The 17,079-nt window shown below is 43.5% G+C and carries 17 protein-coding genes; 14 read left to right on the top strand and 3 right to left on the bottom strand.

Translation table 11 applies throughout. The features are described 5' to 3' along the window. Positions 1–69: 69 nt before the first annotated feature. From HF881_RS03115 to HF881_RS03105, 3 genes are read right to left on the bottom strand one after another with little or no spacing between them, the layout of a single operon-like run. Positions 70–798 carry a hypothetical protein gene (locus HF881_RS03115; protein WP_169446421.1) on the bottom strand — a complete coding sequence of 243 codons (729 nt, stop codon included), beginning with the start codon at positions 796–798 and terminating at the stop codon, positions 70–72. A 15-nt stretch (positions 799–813) separates the two neighbouring features. Next, positions 814–1,509: an ABC transporter ATP-binding protein gene (locus HF881_RS03110; protein WP_169446420.1), complete on the bottom strand. Its 696-nt coding sequence runs from the start codon at positions 1,507–1,509 to the stop codon at positions 814–816. Between the two features lie 4 nt (positions 1,510–1,513). Further along, positions 1,514–1,879, bottom strand: a complete 366-nt coding sequence (locus tag HF881_RS03105) for a GntR family transcriptional regulator (RefSeq protein WP_169446418.1) — start codon at positions 1,877–1,879, stop codon at positions 1,514–1,516. A gap of 140 nt (positions 1,880–2,019) precedes the next feature. Here HF881_RS03105 and nrdR point away from each other — a divergent pair, with 140 nt between their 5' ends. The 14 genes from nrdR (at position 2,020) to HF881_RS03040 (ending at position 16,967) form a co-directional block, all read left to right on the top strand. Then, positions 2,020–2,493 (top strand): transcriptional regulator NrdR, encoded by a 474-nt coding sequence (gene nrdR / locus HF881_RS03100; RefSeq protein WP_001203676.1) that lies wholly within the window; start codon positions 2,020–2,022, stop codon positions 2,491–2,493. Beyond that, positions 2,494–3,657: a DnaD domain protein gene (locus HF881_RS03095; RefSeq protein WP_169446417.1), complete on the top strand. Its 1,164-nt coding sequence runs from the start codon at positions 2,494–2,496 to the stop codon at positions 3,655–3,657. Further along, on the top strand, positions 3,658–4,554 hold the full coding sequence (gene dnaI / locus HF881_RS03090) for a primosomal protein DnaI (RefSeq protein WP_169446416.1): 897 nt from the start codon (positions 3,658–3,660) through the stop codon (positions 4,552–4,554). Then, complete coding sequence (locus HF881_RS03085) at positions 4,551–5,264, top strand: NADPH-dependent oxidoreductase (protein ID WP_169446414.1); 714 nt, start codon at positions 4,551–4,553, stop codon at positions 5,262–5,264. The genes dnaI and HF881_RS03085 overlap by 4 nt, the downstream gene beginning before the upstream one ends. Positions 5,265–5,277: 13 nt before the next feature. After that, complete coding sequence (gene der / locus HF881_RS03080) at positions 5,278–6,588, top strand: ribosome biogenesis GTPase Der (protein WP_001207682.1); 1,311 nt, start codon at positions 5,278–5,280, stop codon at positions 6,586–6,588. Between the two features lie 81 nt (positions 6,589–6,669). Continuing rightward, positions 6,670–7,005 carry a hypothetical protein gene (locus HF881_RS10470; protein ID WP_240956778.1) on the top strand — a complete coding sequence of 112 codons (336 nt, stop codon included), beginning with the start codon at positions 6,670–6,672 and terminating at the stop codon, positions 7,003–7,005. Between the two features lie 18 nt (positions 7,006–7,023). Continuing rightward, on the top strand, positions 7,024–7,314 hold the full coding sequence (locus tag HF881_RS10635; RefSeq protein ID WP_125399246.1) for a hypothetical protein: 291 nt from the start codon (positions 7,024–7,026) through the stop codon (positions 7,312–7,314). Positions 7,315–7,474: 160 nt separating this feature from the next. Further along, positions 7,475–9,988, top strand: coding sequence for a preprotein translocase subunit SecA (gene secA, locus HF881_RS03070; protein WP_169446412.1), 2,514 nt, complete (start codon positions 7,475–7,477; stop codon positions 9,986–9,988). A gap of 79 nt (positions 9,989–10,067) precedes the next feature. Next, positions 10,068–11,099: a 3-deoxy-7-phosphoheptulonate synthase gene (locus HF881_RS03065; RefSeq protein ID WP_169446410.1), complete on the top strand. Its 1,032-nt coding sequence runs from the start codon at positions 10,068–10,070 to the stop codon at positions 11,097–11,099. Position 11,100: 1 nt separating this feature from the next. Next, on the top strand, positions 11,101–12,132 hold the full coding sequence (locus HF881_RS03060; RefSeq protein WP_169446408.1) for a 3-deoxy-7-phosphoheptulonate synthase: 1,032 nt from the start codon (positions 11,101–11,103) through the stop codon (positions 12,130–12,132). A gap of 44 nt (positions 12,133–12,176) precedes the next feature. Further along, positions 12,177–12,539 (top strand): holo-ACP synthase, encoded by a 363-nt coding sequence (gene acpS / locus HF881_RS03055; protein WP_169446612.1) that lies wholly within the window; start codon positions 12,177–12,179, stop codon positions 12,537–12,539. Then, on the top strand, positions 12,529–13,632 hold the full coding sequence (gene alr / locus HF881_RS03050) for an alanine racemase (RefSeq protein WP_169446406.1): 1,104 nt from the start codon (positions 12,529–12,531) through the stop codon (positions 13,630–13,632). The genes acpS and alr overlap by 11 nt, the downstream gene beginning before the upstream one ends. Positions 13,633–13,653: 21 nt before the next feature. Further along, positions 13,654–15,669: an ATP-dependent DNA helicase RecG gene (recG, locus tag HF881_RS03045; protein WP_169446404.1), complete on the top strand. Its 2,016-nt coding sequence runs from the start codon at positions 13,654–13,656 to the stop codon at positions 15,667–15,669. Positions 15,670–15,986: 317 nt separating this feature from the next. After that, on the top strand, positions 15,987–16,967 hold the full coding sequence (locus tag HF881_RS03040; protein WP_169446611.1) for an acetylxylan esterase: 981 nt from the start codon (positions 15,987–15,989) through the stop codon (positions 16,965–16,967). The last annotated feature ends 112 nt before the right edge of the window (positions 16,968–17,079 follow it).

Here is a 17,079-nt window from a genome sequence, read left to right as displayed (position 1 = left end):
TTATCCACATTTTCATACAAAATATCTAAAAGAAAAGATCTAGCGATTCAGAGTCGCTAGACCTTTAACTTATTGCAAGTTAACCTTGTTTTTCAAGATGTAGTAGGTTCCGAGGTAATAGATCGTCGCTAGAACGAGATCACGAAGGATTTCTACTCCAATCATCGTATGAAAGTCGTTTTCGATTCGTAAGAAGAAGGTGATATAACCAATAACGATGGCAATGACGATATAGGCTAAAATTCCCATAGCTGTTCGATATTCGTTAAAGAGTTGTCCGATAGAGATGGAGAGGTAAATGGATAAAATCCATGTGATTGACCCGACAAATAGTGATAGGGCATACAGCCAGCCGTAGCTGAGATAAGGGGAAATGAAGTTATAGAGGGCAGTGAAGTCTTTTTCAATTGGTGTTAAGAAGATGATAATCAATATACTTAAGATAAAGACGATATAGCTTAAGATGGACCAGACAAGACCACCTAAAAGTTTTGCGATGATGATTTGGTGCTCAGAGACAGGCAAGGTCAAGGTCAAGTAACCTTGGCGGTCATAAACACTCCCCTTGAATCTTCGGATGATTAAAAAGATTGTTGCAATCCAAAGAGTGACGCTAAGTCCTCCAAAGACTAGTACTAAAAAGAAGATGAAATAAGCAGCATTGTTAGGATTGTAACTCTGGCTAAGACTGCTAATAAAAGCTCCAATCAAAACTGAAATTGCAAGCACAGCACCGTAGAGTGCCAGATACCATTTATTGACATTTTTAAATTCATAACGAACTAGATTCCAAAACATAATAATCTCCTTTGCTTAGGCTTTAAATTCCTGGCGGAAGAGTTGGTCAATTGATTCACCTGACTCGTAACGAATATCATCAACATTTCCTTGGCGGACGACTTTTCCGTCTTTGAGGAAGATGATCTCATCCAAGATTGGCTCAATATCTGAAATCAAGTGGGTTGAAATCAGTACCGTAGAGGTTGGTGAGTAGTTATTGATGATGGTATTGAGGATATAATCACGGGCCGCCGGATCCACACCTCCGATTGGTTCGTCCAGAACGTAGAGGCGGGCTTCACGGCTCATAACTAGGATGAGTTGGACCTTTTCCTTGTTCCCTTTTGATAGTTTCTTGAGGCGACTGTTTTCATCAATACCGAGATCGGCTAAAAGGTGTTGGGCTTTTTCGAGATTGAAATCCTGGTAGAAGGTTTTAAAATAGGTTATAGCATCCTTAACCTTCATCTCTTCATTGAGGTAGGTTGTATCTGGTAGGTAGGAGACGATCGCCTTGGTAGCAGGACTTGGATCCTGTCCGTTAATGAGGACACGTCCTTTATTTGGTTGAAGGAGACCATTGATCAGTTTGATCAAGGTTGTTTTTCCGGATCCGTTTGGTCCAAGGAGCCCGACAATCTTTCCGGCTGAGATCTCTAGTGAGATATTGTCAAGTGCCGCGGTTGCTCCATATGATTTTGTTACATTTTCAAGTGCTAGTAGTGTCATAGTCTTAAACTCCTTTAATATAGTCGCTTAATACATTTGGCAGTTCTTCTTTTTTGTAGCCAAATTGAAGCATGCAAGAGACGAATTGTTGCAGTTGCTCCTCGGAAAGTTGTTTTCGGGACTGACGGATGAGGTCCAAATCCTCGGTGACAAAACGACCAGTTGTCCGCTTGCTGTATACAAATCCTTCACGCTCGAGGTCAGACAAGGCGCGCTGAATGGTATTGGGATTAACCCCAGCCTCACTCGCCAAATCTCTCACGGTTGGGAGCTGTTGGTTAGGTTCCAGTTCATGGGAAACAATCTGTAATTTGATTTTTTCCATAATCTGTAAATAAATCGGTTTTGTATTATCAAATGACCAGGACATCATAGTCTCCTTTCTTTGTCTTCGTTGTTCTAATCAAATAATACAATAAAACAAAAAACTTGTCAAGTAAAAATAAGAATTGTTTTGGGAATTGCTCAAAAAATGGTATAATGAAAAGAAAACGACAAGGAGGGAAATGCATGCGTTGTCCAAAATGTGGGGCTACCAAGTCTAGTGTTGTTGATAGTCGACAAGCCGAAGAAGGAAATACCATCCGTCGAAGACGTGAGTGCGACGAGTGTCAGCATCGTTTTACAACCTATGAACGAGTAGAAGAAAGAACGCTGGTTGTCGTCAAAAAAGACGGTACGCGAGAACAGTTCTCGAGAGATAAAATCTTTAATGGGATTATTCGCTCAGCACAGAAACGTCCTGTTTCGAGTGATGAAATCGGCATGGTGGTCAATCGCATCGAGCAAAAACTCCGTAGTCGCAGTGAGAATGAGATCCAAAGTGAATATATTGGGTCTTTAGTCATGGAAGAATTGGCAGAGCTTGATGAGATTACCTATGTTCGTTTTGCCAGTGTATACCGTAGCTTTAAGGATGTGAGTGAGTTGGAGAGTCTGCTCCAGCAGATCACCCAGTCCTCAAAAAAGAAAAAGGAAAAATAGATGAAACCAAATGACCGTTTTTCTTTTCTAAAGAATAATCGGGTGTCGCAAGATACCTCTTCTCTGGTACAGTGCTACCTCCCGATTATCGGTCAGGAGGCACTGAGCCTCTATCTATATGCTATTACTTTCTGGGATGGTGGACAAAAGGAGCACCTCTTTTCCCATATCCTCAACCACTTAAACTTTGGCATGCCGACCTTGCTCCAATCCCTCAAAATCTTATCTGCTTTGGATTTGTTGACCCTTTATCAGAAGGGGGAAACTTATGAATTGCAGCTTCAGTCTCCCCTCTCCAGTCAGGATTTTCTAAGTCATTCAGTCTACAGCAGATTATTAGAGAAAAAGATTGGGGATGTAGCTGTTTCTGCTATGAAGCAAGCTCCAAGTGAGGGAGAAGCACTCTCGGTTTCCTTGAGTCAAGTCTTTCCAACCCTGACTGAAGAAGTGACCCCAAGCGAGTCTAAAAGCAAGTTAAAAAATGATTTTGATTTGGAACATTTCCAGCACCTGATGGCTCGAGATGGCTTGCGTTTTGAAGACGAGCAGGCGGATGTTTTAGAATTATTTGCCATCGCAGATGAAAAAAAATGGACCTGGTTTGAAACCTATCAATTAGCCAAGGCGACAGCGGTGGCTCAGGTTATTTCAGTCAAACGCATGCGTGAAAAGCTTGCGCAAAAGCAGGTTCCTTCTGACTTTAGCCCCAAAGAAATGACCATTATCAGGGAAGCCAAAAATAAAACTCCTCTACAATTTTTAGCGGAAATCAAGCAAACACGTAAGGGAAACATCACCCAGAGTGAGCGAGAACTCCTTCACCAGATGGCGTCTTTAGGTTTGTTGGATGAAGTCATCAATATCGTCTTGCTTCTAACCTTTAACAAGGTTGATTCGGCCAATGTCAATGAAAAATATGCTATGAAAGTCGCAAACGACTATGCCTATCGCAAGATTCGGACAGCAGAGGAAGCCGTGCTTCGGATTCGAGAACACCAGCAAAAAGGGCAAGAAGACCAAAAATCGAAAACGAACTCGACTAAGACAAATGTTCCCAAGTGGAGTAATCCAGAATATAAAAATCAAACCAGTGAGGAAACTCGTCTGGAACTAGAACGCAAAAAACAAGAAATGTTAGCCCGATTAGAAGAAGGAGGAGACTAGATGGAAAGTGTGGGTGACGTTATCAAACGTCAGACAAGTCGTTTTCAGTATCAGGACCTAGTCCAGCAGATCATGAAGGACCCCGATGTAGCGACTTTTATCCAGAAAGAATCCCTCAGCCAAGAGGAGTTAAATCGTAGCATCTCCAAGTTCAACCAATATATCACAGAACGGGATAAGTTTCTTCGTGGGGATGCTGACTATATAGCGCGTGGCTACAAGCCTATCTTGGTCATGAATCACGGCTATGCAGATGTATCTTATGAGGAAACACCAGAACTAATCGCGGCTGAAAAAGAGGCGGCAATCAAGAATCGTCTCAAGTTGATCAATCTACCAGCAAGTCTCAAGAAAGCGAAATTGGCTCAGATTGACCTGGATGATCTAGGTCGTTTGCCGATTTTTGAGAGACTCTATGCCTTTGTTGATCTTTACCCTAGTATCCGAAAAGGTCTCTATCTTTATGGAGATTTTGGTGTTGGTAAGAGTTTCATGATGGCGGCCCTTGCACATGACCTATCTGAAAAACGTGGTGCTTCTACAACCATTCTCCACTATCCAAGTTTTGTCATTGATGTGAAAAATGCCATCGGTGAAGGATCTGTGAAGACCTTGGTGGATGACATCAAGTTAGCAGAGGTCTTGGTCTTGGATGATATTGGTGCAGAACAGTCTACCCCTTGGGTGCGTGATGAGATTCTCCAAGTTATTCTCCAGTATCGCATGCAGGAAGATTTGCCGACCTTCTTTACTTCCAACTTTAATTTCCAAGATTTGGAAAAACATTTTGCCAAAGGAAAGAATGGAAATGACGAGACTTGGGAAGCTAGACGGGTCATGGAACGAATTCGTTATTTGGCTGAGGAAACGAGACTAGAAGGAGAAAATCGCCGATGACAGAAACCATTAAACTGATGAAAGCTCATACTTCAGTTCGTCGCTTTAAGGAGCAAGAGATTCCTCAGGCAGACTTGGAAGAGATTTTGACTGCTGGACAAATGGCGTCATCTTGGAAAAATTTCCAATCCTACTCTGTGATTCTTGTACGCAGCCAAGAGAAGAAAGATGCCTTATATGAATTGGTTCCTCAGGAAGCCATTCGCCAGTCTGCAGCCTTTTTGCTCTTTGTTGGTGACTTAAACCGAGCGGAAAAGGGAGCAAGCCTTCATACGGACAGTTTCCAACCTCAAGGAGTGGAAGGTCTCCTCATCACGTCTGTGGACGCTGCGCTTGCTGGGCAAAATACCTTGCTTGCGGCTGAGAGTCTGGGATATGGTGGTGTGATTATCGGTTTGGTCCGTTACAAGTCGGAAGAAGTGGCAGAGCTTTTTAATTTGCCTGACTATACCTACCCCGTTTTTGGGATTGCCCTCGGTGTGCCAAATCAACAACATGAGGTCAAACCAAGACTGCCTTTGAACCAAGTGGTATTTGAAGAAGAATACCAAGAACAGCCAGTAGCGGCGATTTTGGACTATGACAAAGTACAGGCAGACTATGCTGGTGCGCGTGCGACGACCTCTTGGAGTCAACGTTTGGCAGAGCAGTTTGGTCAAGCCGAACCTAGTTCAACTCGGAAGAATCTAGAACAGAAAAAGTTATTGTAGAAAGTGAGAAAACATGGCCTTACCAACTATTGCCATTGTGGGACGTCCCAATGTTGGGAAATCAACCCTATTTAATCGGATCGCTGGTGAGCGGATCTCAATCGTAGAAGATGTCGAGGGTGTGACACGTGACCGTATCTATGCAACGGGTGAGTGGCTCAATCGTTCCTTTAGTATGATTGATACGGGAGGGATTGACGATGTCGATGCTCCCTTCATGGAACAAATCAAGCACCAGGCAGAAATCGCTATGGAAGAAGCTGATGTCATCGTCTTTGTAGTTTCTGGGAAAGAAGGGATTACAGATGCGGATGAATACGTAGCCCGTAAACTCTATAAAACCCATAAACCTGTTATCCTTGCCGTTAACAAGGTTGACAACCCAGAAATGCGAAATGATATTTTTGATTTCTATGCGCTAGGTTTGGGTGAACCGTTGCCAATTTCGTCTGTTCACGGTATTGGTACGGGTGATGTGCTGGATGCCATCGTGGATAATCTACCACATGAAGTCGAAGAAGAAAATCCAGATGTCATTAAATTTAGCTTGATTGGCCGTCCTAACGTTGGAAAATCAAGTTTGATCAACGCTATTTTGGGAGAAGACCGCGTGATTGCTAGTCCAGTAGCTGGAACAACGCGTGATGCCATTGATACCCATTTTACAGATACGGATGGTCAAGAGTTTACCATGATTGATACAGCTGGTATGCGTAAGTCTGGTAAAGTTTATGAAAATACGGAGAAATATTCTGTCATGCGTGCCATGCGTGCCATTGACCGTTCTGACGTGGTCTTGATGGTCCTCAATGCCGAAGAAGGTATCCGTGAGTACGACAAACGTATCGCAGGTTTTGCCCATGAAGCCGGTAAAGGGATGATCATCGTGGTCAATAAGTGGGATACTCTTGAGAAAGACAACCACACCATGAAAAAATGGGAAGAGGATATCCGTGAGCAGTTCCAATATCTGCCTTACGCACCGATTGTCTTTGTATCAGCTTTGACCAAGCAACGTCTCCATAAACTGCCTGAGATGATCAAGCAAATTAGCGAGAGTCAAAACACTCGGATTCCATCAGCAGTCTTGAACGATGTGATTATGGATGCCATTGCCATCAATCCAACACCGACAGACAAAGGGAAACGCCTCAAGATTTTCTACGCAACCCAAGTGGCAACCAAACCACCAACCTTTGTCATCTTTGTCAATGAAGAAGAACTCATGCACTTCTCTTACCTGCGTTTCTTGGAAAATCAAATCCGCAAGGCCTTTGTTTTTGAGGGAACACCGATTCACTTGATCGCGAGAAAGCGGAAATAAACAAGCAAGATCTGGGAAGACATTTCCAGATCTTTTTGATAGAATGAAGTCAAAGAAAACGTTATCAAAAAGAGGTGTGTGATGGAGAAATTTTTTATATTATTGCTTTTATCACCCTACTTTTATTTTTTTCATTGGATTGAGAAGGCGGACAAAAATAGTAAATATTTCGTGTTTTTCTATTACTTTTACTGGATTTATCTCCCTTTGTGGGCTTTGTTCAGTATCGCTTTTACAATTTTTTCATTCTTAATTTTCAATATTGTCTTGAAAAATCCTGCTGATTTAACAATTTGGGGGATATGGTTCCTTTTAGTTTTTTTGTCTCTTGTGAATGACTGGAAAATATATGCCTGTCTAAAGAGAATGTTCAAGCTGAAACAAGAGAACAAAACGAGGACATCCATCAATAGATAAAGTTTAGAGGAGGTTCCAATGTTCAAAATAAAGCAGTTCATTCATCAATACTATAAAACCTACATTCTTACGATTTGCTTGTTGTGGCTGCTGGTCTTGTGTCTTCCATGGGATTTGCAAATAGGAGGAGTTTCGGTTTATTTCTTCATCATGAAAAAGCTCTTTGTTTTCCTTGGTGTATTGGCAATCCTTTTCTCGGCGCTGACTAAAAGGATGAGTCTCTTCCTCTTTGGAGTGATCTTTTGTATGGCCTTCTGGATCAATCTTTTCCTGATTTTTGGAATTTTGCCAGCTCTGCTTGGCAATTAAATATTTGTGTGAAATGTAGTCCATAAAAAGCTAAGAGACTGACCTAGAAGTTAGCCTCTTTTCCCTGTTGAAACGCGGATTCTTTCTTGAAAATTAAGAGCAAATGTGCTAGAATTAAAAGAACATTCTAAAATATTCAGAATCTAAAGTAAGGAAAATAATGGCTAATATTTTAAAAACGATTATCGAAAATGATAAAGGAGAACTTCGTCGTCTGGAAAAGATGGCAGACAAGGTTCTCAAATATGAAGATCAGATGGCAGCCTTGACGGATGACCAGCTAAAAGCAAAAACAGATGAATTTAAGGAACGTTACAACAAGGGTGAATCGCTGGATTCATTGCTCTATGAGGCTTTTGCGGTAGTACGTGAAGCTGCCAAGCGTGTTCTTGGACTTTTCCCATATAAAGTGCAGGTCATGGGTGGGATTGTCCTCCACCATGGAGATGTGCCAGAAATGCGTACTGGTGAAGGGAAAACCTTGACTGCGACCATGCCTGTATACCTCAATGCCCTTGCAGGTGAAGGGGTTCACGTAGTAACGGTCAACGAGTATCTAACCGAACGTGATGCGACTGAGATGGGTGAATTGTACTCATGGCTTGGTTTATCAGTAGGGATTAACTTGGCTGCGAAGTCACCAATGGAGAAGAAAGAAGCCTATCTCTGTGATATTACCTATTCGACTAACTCAGAAATTGGTTTCGACTACCTTCGTGACAACATGGTTGTTCGGGCAGAGAACATGGTACAGCGTCCGCTCAACTATGCCTTGGTCGATGAGGTTGACTCGATCTTGATTGATGAGGCTCGTACTCCTTTAATCGTTTCAGGGGCCAATGCTGTGGAAACTAGTCAGCTGTATCATATGGCGGATCACTTTGTCAAATCTTTGGACAAAGATGACTATATCATTGACATCCAGTCTAAGACTATTGGTTTGTCTGATTCAGGGATTGACAAGGCTGAAGCCTACTTCAAACTGGAAAATCTCTACGATATTGAAAATGTGGCTCTTACTCACTTTATCGACAATGCCCTCCGTGCCAACTACATTATGATTCTCGATATTGACTATGTGGTTAGCGAAGAGCAGGAAATCCTGATTGTCGATCAATTTACAGGTCGTACCATGGAAGGTCGTCGTTACTCTGACGGCTTGCACCAAGCGATTGAAGCCAAGGAAGGTGTGCCAATCCAAGATGAAACCAAGACTTCAGCTTCTATTACCTACCAAAACCTCTTCCGTATGTATAAGAAATTGGCAGGTATGACGGGTACTGGTAAAACAGAAGAAGAAGAATTCCGCGAAATCTACAACATTCGTGTCATCCCAATCCCAACCAACCGTCCAATCCAACGTATTGACCACTCAGACCTTCTCTATGCAAGTCTTGATGCAAAATTCAAGGCTGTAGTTGAAGATGTGAAGGCACGTTATCAAAAAGGTCAGCCAGTCTTGGTAGGTACGGTTGCCGTTGAAACCAGTGATTTTCTTTCTAAGAAATTGGTCGAAGCAGGTGTTCCTCACGAAGTCTTGAATGCGAAAAACCACTACAGAGAAGCGCAAATCATCATGAATGCTGGTCAACGTGGTGCAGTTACCATCGCTACCAATATGGCCGGTCGTGGTACTGACATCAAGCTTGGTGAAGGGGTTCGTGAACTTGGTGGACTTTGCGTCATTGGTACAGAACGCCACGAAAGTCGCCGTATTGATAATCAGCTTCGTGGACGTTCAGGACGTCAAGGAGACCCAGGTGAGTCACAATTCTACTTGTCTCTTGAAGATGATTTGATGAAACGTTTCGGTTCAGAACGTTTGAAAGGTATCTTTGAACGTCTCAATATGTCTGATGAAGCCATCGAATCTCGTATGTTAACGCGTCAGGTTGAAGCAGCTCAAAAACGTGTCGAAGGAAACAACTATGATACACGTAAACAGGTTCTTCAATACGACGACGTTATGCGTGAACAACGTGAGATTATCTATGCACAACGTTATGATGTCATTACTGCCGACCGTGACTTGGCACCTGAGATTCATGCTATGATCCGCCGTACCATTGGACGAATCGTAGATGCACATGCTCGTTCAAAAGAAGATGAAAAATTGGAAGCAATCTTGAACTTTGCTAAGTACAACCTACTTCCAGAAGATTCAATCAGCCGCTCAGATCTTGCAGGTCTGTCAGATCAAGCCATCAAAGATGAGCTGTATCAACGTGCATTGAAGGTTTATGATAGCCAAGTTGCTAAACTTCGTGATGAAGATGCAGTGAAAGAATTCCAAAAAGTCTTGATTCTACGTGTTGTAGACAACAAGTGGACAGACCATATTGATGCTCTTGATCAGTTGCGAAATGCTGTTGGTCTTCGTGGATATGCCCAAAACAACCCGGTTGTAGAATATCAAGCAGAAGGTTTCCGCATGTTTAACGACATGATCGGATCGATTGAGTTCGATGTGACCCGCTTGATGATGAAAGCACAAATCCACGAACAGGAACGTCCTCAAACTGAACACAATATCAGTACAACTGCGACTCGTAATATCGCAGCGCAGCAGACTCAGCTTCCAAAAGATGTGGACTTGAGCCAAATCGGACGAAACGACCAATGTCCATGTGGATCAGGTAAGAAATTCAAGAACTGTCATGGTAAGAGACAATAATATGAGATAAGATACAGGCGGATACCTGGTGAAAATACATTTTTACTTGGTGTCCGTTTGCTTTATAAGGAGATGAATCATGGTATTTACAGCTAAAAGTCCTAAAATTAACATTGAAGAAGTTCGCGCCTTGTCTAAATTAGAGGGAGCGGCTCTTGCGAGAAAAAATCAACGTGATCAGGAATTGGAAGCCATCATCCGTGGGGAAGACCAGCGTATTCTCTTGGTGATTGGACCGTGTTCATCTGATAATGAAGAGGCGGTTCTCGAGTATGCCAAGCGTCTGTCTGCTTTGCAAGAAGAGGTCAAAGACCGTATTTTTATGGTCATGCGTGTCTATACGGCTAAACCTCGTACCAATGGAGATGGCTATAAGGGCTTGATTCATCAACCAAATGCGACAGAAGCTCCTAGCTTGATCAATGGGATTAAGGCTGTTCGCCAGCTACACTACCGTGTGATTACGGAGACAGGCATGACAACAGCTGATGAGATGCTTTATCCTGAAAATCTTCCGCTAGTGGATGATTTGATTTCTTATATGGCTGTTGGAGCACGTTCTGTAGAGGATCAGCAACACCGTTTTGTAGCGAGTGGAGCAGGGTTTTCGACAGGTTTTAAAAATCCAACATCTGGAAATCTCAATGTTATGTTTAACGGGATTTATGCAGCGCAAAATAAACAGAGTTTCCTTTTCCTCGGTAAAGAGGTGGAAACAACGGGGAATCCATTGTCCCACGCCATTCTTCGCGGTGCCTTGAATGAATATGGGAAAAATATTCCTAACTACTACTATGACAATTTGATGGATACCATTGCCCAGTATGAAAAGATGGGCTTGGAAAATCCTTTTATCATAATCGATACCAATCATGACAATTCAGGCAAGCAATATATGGATCAAATCCGTATCGTACGCCAGACCTTGATCAACCGTGACTGGAATGAGAAAATCAAGAAATATGTTCGTGGTTTTATGATTGAGTCCTATCTAGAAGATGGACGTCAAAATGAGCCAGAAGTTTTTGGCAAGTCCATTACAGATCCGTGTCTCGGATGGGACAACACAGAAGCACTTGTTCGCGAAATTTACCAAACGCTAGGAGAGTAAGATGACATTTATCGAAAAAGGTCAAGAAATTGATATTGAAGCAATCAAGGCTGCGACCCAGTTGTCACCTGAAGCCTTGCGAAAAAAAGAAGCCCGTGACAGAGAGTTGGCAGCCATCATCTCGGGTGAGGATGACCGAATCCTTTTGGTGATGGGGCCGTGCTCTTCAGACAATGAAGAAGCTGTGCTTGAATATGCTCATCGCTTAGCAGACTTGCAGAAAAAAGTTGCGGATAAAATCTTTATCGTGATGCGTGTTTATACGGCTAAACCTCGTACCAATGGAGATGGCTATAAGGGTATGATTCATCAACCAAATACCAGCGAAGCGCCTAGTCTCATAAATGGTTTGCAGGCTGTTCGTCAGCTCCACTACCGTGTGATTACCGAAACGGGCTTGACAACAGCTGATGAGATGCTCTATCCGTCAAACCTCGTTTTGGTCGATGATCTGGTCAGCTACCATGCTGTAGGGGCTCGTTCAGTGGAAGACCAAGAACACCGCTTTGTAGCGTCTGGGATTGATGCTCCAGTTGGGATGAAAAATCCGACATCTGGGAACCTTGGAGTTATGTTTAATGCTATCTATGCGGCTCAAAACAAGCAAACCTTCCTCTACCACGGTCAAGAAGTGGAAACTTCAGGAAATCCCTTGGCCCACGTTATCCTTCGTGGTGCCATGAACGAATATGGTAAAAATGAACCCAATTTCTACTATGAAACCCTCTTAAATGCCATCAATCGTTATGAGACCATGGGACTTGAAAATCCCTTCATTATCATTGATACCAATCATGACAATTCAGGCAAGCAGTATATGGAACAAATTCGCATTGTTCGCCAAGCCTTGCTGAATCGTGATTGGAATGAAAAGATTAAAAAGACGGTTCGAGGCTTTATGATCGAATCTTACCTAGCAGATGGTCGCCAAAATCAACCAGAGGTCTTTGGTTGCTCCATAACCGATCCTTGTCTAGGTTGGGAAAATACAGTAGCCTTGGTAGAAGAAATTTATACTACCTTAACAAAATAAGTGAAAAGGATGGAGTTGGGGGAATCTCAGCTCCTTTTATGAGTATGATAGTTGGACACGGAATTGACATCGAAGAATTGGCTTCGATAGAAAAAGCAGTTACACGACGTGAGGGCTTTGCCAAGCGGGTGCTGACCCCTAAAGAAATGGAGCGTTTTACCAGTCTCAAAGGGCGCAGACAGATCGAATACTTGGCAGGTCGCTGGTCCGCTAAGGAGGCCTTTTCCAAGGCTATGGGAACTGGTATTGGCAAACTGACCTTTCAGGATTTGGAAGTCTTGAACAATGAACGAGGCGCGCCTTATTTTAGTCAGGCACCATTTTTAGGAAAAATTTGGCTGTCAATCAGCCATACAGATCAGTTTGTGACAGCCAGTGTCATTTTGGAGGAAAATCATGAAAGCTAGTCCACATAGACCGACCAAGGCTCTGATTCATCTGGGAGCTATTCGACAAAATATTCAGCAAATGGGGGCTCATATTCCTGAAGGAACGCTCAAGTGGGCAGTGGTCAAGGCCAATGCCTATGGACATGGGGCGGTAGCTGTTGCCAAGGTGATTCAAGATGATGTAGACGGCTTTTGCGTTTCTAATATTGATGAAGCCATCGAACTTCGTCAGGCTGGACTCAGCAAGCGAATTCTCATTTTAGGAGTTTCTGAAATCGAAGCTGTTTCTCTTGCTAAAGAATACGATATCACCTTGACAGTGGCAGGATTGGAGTGGATTCAAGCGCTGTTAGACAAGGAAGCAGATTTAACTGGCTTGACTGTCCACCTCAAGATTGACTCAGGAATGGGACGGATTGGTTTTAGAGAGGCCAGTGAAGCTGATCTGGCTCAAGACTTGCTCAAGCAACACGGTGCTCGCGTTGAAGGAATTTTTACCCACTTTGCGACTGCAGATGAGGAATCAGATACCTACTTTAATCAGCAGTTAGAATGCTTTAAAGCTATTTTGGCAAGTATGAAGGAAGTTCCAGAGCTGGTTCATGCCAGCAACTCGGCAACGACCCTCTGGCATGCAGAGACTATTTTCAATGCGGTTCGTATGGGAGATTCCATGTATGGTCTCAATCCAAGTGGAGAGGTTTTGGACTTGCCTTATGCCTTGACTCCAGCCTTGACCTTGGAATCTGCTCTAGTTCATGTCAAGACAGTTCCAGCTGGAGCTTGCATGGGCTATGGAGCGACCTATCAGGCGGATGGTGAGCAAGTCATAGCGACGGTGCCAATCGGCTATGCGGATGGTTGGACACGTGATATGCAGAATTTCTCTGTCTTGGTAGATGGTCAAGCTTGCCCAATCGTCGGACGAGTATCTATGGACCAAATTACCATTCGTCTGCCTAAGGTTTACCCGCTAGGAACAAAAGTAACCCTGATCGGCACAAACGGTGACAAGGAAATCACAGCTACTCAGGTAGCGACCTACCGTGGGACTATTAACTATGAGGTGGTTTGCCTCCTCAGTGATCGTATTCCGAGAGAGTATTATTAAAACTAAGAAAGGAGGGGGAGCATGAATCTACAACAACCCTTGCATGTCTTGCCTGGTGTGGGGCCAAAGTCAGCAGAGAAATACGCCAAACTAGGAATTGAAAATTTGCAAGACCTCTTGCTCTACTTTCCTTTCCGTTATGAAGATTTCAAGACCAAGCAGGTCCTAGAGCTGGAAGATGACGAAAAGGCTGTCCTGTCTGGTCAAGTCGTGACTCCTGCCAGTGTCCAGTATTATGGTTTTAAGCGCAATCGTCTGCGCTTTAGCCTCAAGCAGGGAGAAGTCGTTTTTGCGGTGAATTTCTTTAACCAACCCTATCTAGCTGATAAGATAGAGTTAGGAGCAACCCTTGCTGTCTTTGGAAAATGGGACCGCGCCAAGGCTAGTCTGACTGGGATGAAGGTTCTAGCTCAGGTGGAAGATGACCTCCAGCCAGTCTATCGTCTGGCTCAGGGAATCAGTCAGTCAGGGCTGGTCAAGGTCATTAAGACAGCCTTTGATCAGGGGTTGGACCTCTTGATAGAGGAAAATCTTCCCCAGTCTTTGCTGGACAAATACAAACTCATGTCCCGTTGCCAGGCTGTTCGCGCTATGCATTTCCCTAAGGATTTGGCAGAATACAAGCAGGCCCTTCGTCGTATCAAGTTTGAGGAACTCTTTTACTTCCAAATGCAGTTGCAGACGCTCAAGTCTGAAAATAGAGTTCAGGGAAGTGGTCTGGTTCTGAACTGGTCTCAGGAAAAAGTAACGGCTGTTAAGGAATGTCTACCTTTCGCTCTGACCTCAGCTCAGGAAAAGAGTTTGCAGGAAATTTTGGCCGACATGAAGTCCGACCACCACATGAATCGTCTCCTGCAAGGAGATGTGGGGAGCGGAAAAACGGTGGTCGCTGGCTTGGCTATGTTTGCTGCAGTGACGGCTGGCTACCAAGCGGCCCTCATGGTACCGACCGAAATCCTTGCTGAGCAACACTATGAAAGTCTACAGAACCTTTTTCCAGACTTGAAACTCACTCTCTTGACAGGATCCTTGAAAGCTGCAGAAAAAAGAGAAGTCTTGGAGACCATAGCAAAGGGTGAGGCTGATTTGATCATCGGAACCCATGCTCTGATACAAGATGGGGTGGATTATGCTCGTCTTGGTTTGATTATCATCGATGAGCAGCACCGTTTTGGCGTAGGGCAAAGGCGTGTTCTACGGGAAAAAGGGGATAATCCTGACGTTCTCATGATGACGGCGACGCCGATACCAAGAACGCTAGCTATCACAGCCTTTGGTGATATGGATGTTTCCATTATCGACCAGATGCCAGCAGGGCGGAAGCCTATTGTGACGCGTTGGATTAAGCATGAGCAACTGCCTCAGGTGCTGACTTGGTTAGAAGGAGAAATTCAAAAAGGTTCTCAAGCCTACGTCATCTCTCCCTTGATTGAAGAATCAGAAGCTCTGGATCTGAAAAATGCCATTGCCTTATCTGAGGAGTTGACAGCTCATTTTGCCGGCAAGGCTGAAGTAGCTCTTCTACATGGCAAGATGAAGAGTGACGAAAAAGACCAGATCATGCAGGATTTCAAAGAGAGAAAAACGGATATTCTAGTATCTACAACTGTTATCGAGGTTGGGGTCAATGTTCCCAATGCGACCGTCATGATTATCATGGATGCCGATCGGTTCGGTCTCAGCCAGCTTCACCAGCTCAGAGGTCGTGTCGGTCGGGGAGACAAGCAGTCCTATGCTGTTCTTGTGGCTAATCCCAAGACTGAGTCAGGGAAAGACCGTATGCGCATCATGACAGAAACGACTAATGGTTTTGTCCTTGCGGAGGAAGATTTGAAAATGCGCGGCTCTGGTGAGATTTTTGGAACCAGACAGTCAGGCCTTCCAGAGTTTCAAGTGGCGGATATTATCGAAGATTTTCCGATTTTAGAAGAAGCGAGGAAGGTTGCCAGCTATATTAGTTCTATGGAAGGTTGGAAAGAGGATCCAGAATGGCGTATGATCGCTCTCCACCTAGAAAAAAGAGAACATCTGGATTAAGCCTTTTCTAAGAAATTTATAAGCTAGCTTTTAGGTTTGGGTCTTATACTAGAGTCATCAAAAAGAAACGAGGACTCTCCTATGACTATTAAAGTGACCTACCAAAAGAAATTCCAAACCATCAAACTAGAGAAAGGAGCTAGCACCTATTGATATACAGAGAGTGGAAACGCTCTCTTTATTTTTAAAACTACTTTCAGACGATAGGTTTGAGGAAAGAGAATCTAAATTCACTTTCTGTTTACCGTTCTTTCTTGCATTGCTTTCCTAGATATGCTAGAGTTATGATAGCGATTACAAAACAAAAGGAGCATGCTATGAAAAATCCAGCTTTATTAGAAGAAATCAAGACCTATCTAGGACGGGATGAGGTTCCAGAAGACTTTGATGCTTTCTGGGATGAGGAACTCAAAAAAGTTTCATCTCTTCCTGCCTACCAGCTGGAGGAAAGAGATTTCCATATTCCCCAAGTCAAGTGCTATGAGCTCACTTTTGAAGGAACGAATGCAGGTAAGGTCTATGCACGGGTCGTCCTTCCAAAAAGTGAGGAGAAAGTTCCCCTAATTTTCCATTTTCACGGCTATATGGGACGTGGTTGGGATTGGACTGACATGCTGGCCTATACTGTGGCTGGGTACGGTGTTGTTTCTATGGACGTTCGAGGCCAGTCGGGCTATTCGCAAGATGGCTTGCATTCTCCACTAGGAAATACGGTCAAGGGACATATCATCCGTGGTGCTGTTGAAGGTCGAGACCAGCTCTTTTATAAGGATGTCTATCTGGATATTTACCAGTTAGTCGAAATTGTAGCTAGTCTGCCAAAGGTAGATGAGGAAAGACTTTCTAGCTATGGTGCCTCACAAGGAGGTGCTTTAGCCCTAGTTGCAGCAGCGCTCAATCCTCGGATTCAGCGAACAGTTGCCATCTATCCATTCTTGTCTGACTTTAGACGAGTGCTTGAGATTGGCAATACCAGTGAAGCCTATGACGAACTCTTCCGTTATTTCAAGTTCCACGATCCCTTCCATGAAACAGAGGAGGAAATCATGGCGACACTTGCCTATATTGATGTGAAGAATCTTGCCCATCGTATCAAAGGAGAGGTCAAGATGATTACGGGCTTGGATGACGATGTTTGCTATCCTATTACTCAGTTCGCGATTTACAACCGTCTGACCTGTGACAAGTCCTATCGCATCATGCCTGAGTATGCTCACGAAGCCATGAATGTCTTTGTCAATGACCAAGTCTACAATTGGCTCTGCGGCAGTGAGATTCCTTTTTCCTATGTAAAATAATAACTTTGAGAGGGCACTAGCTCTCTTTTTTATATCGAAATCCCTGAAAGTACTTTTAGAAAATTTAAAATATTAAAATATTCTTAAAAGTAAAATCTATTCTATATCAATT

It is taken from the genome of Streptococcus sp. WB01_FAA12 (genome assembly GCF_012843315.1).
Classification (GTDB): Bacteria; Bacillota; Bacilli; order Lactobacillales; family Streptococcaceae; genus Streptococcus.
Note: the sequence above shows the minus strand (reverse complement) of the source record. Positions and strands in the feature narration are given on the sequence as shown.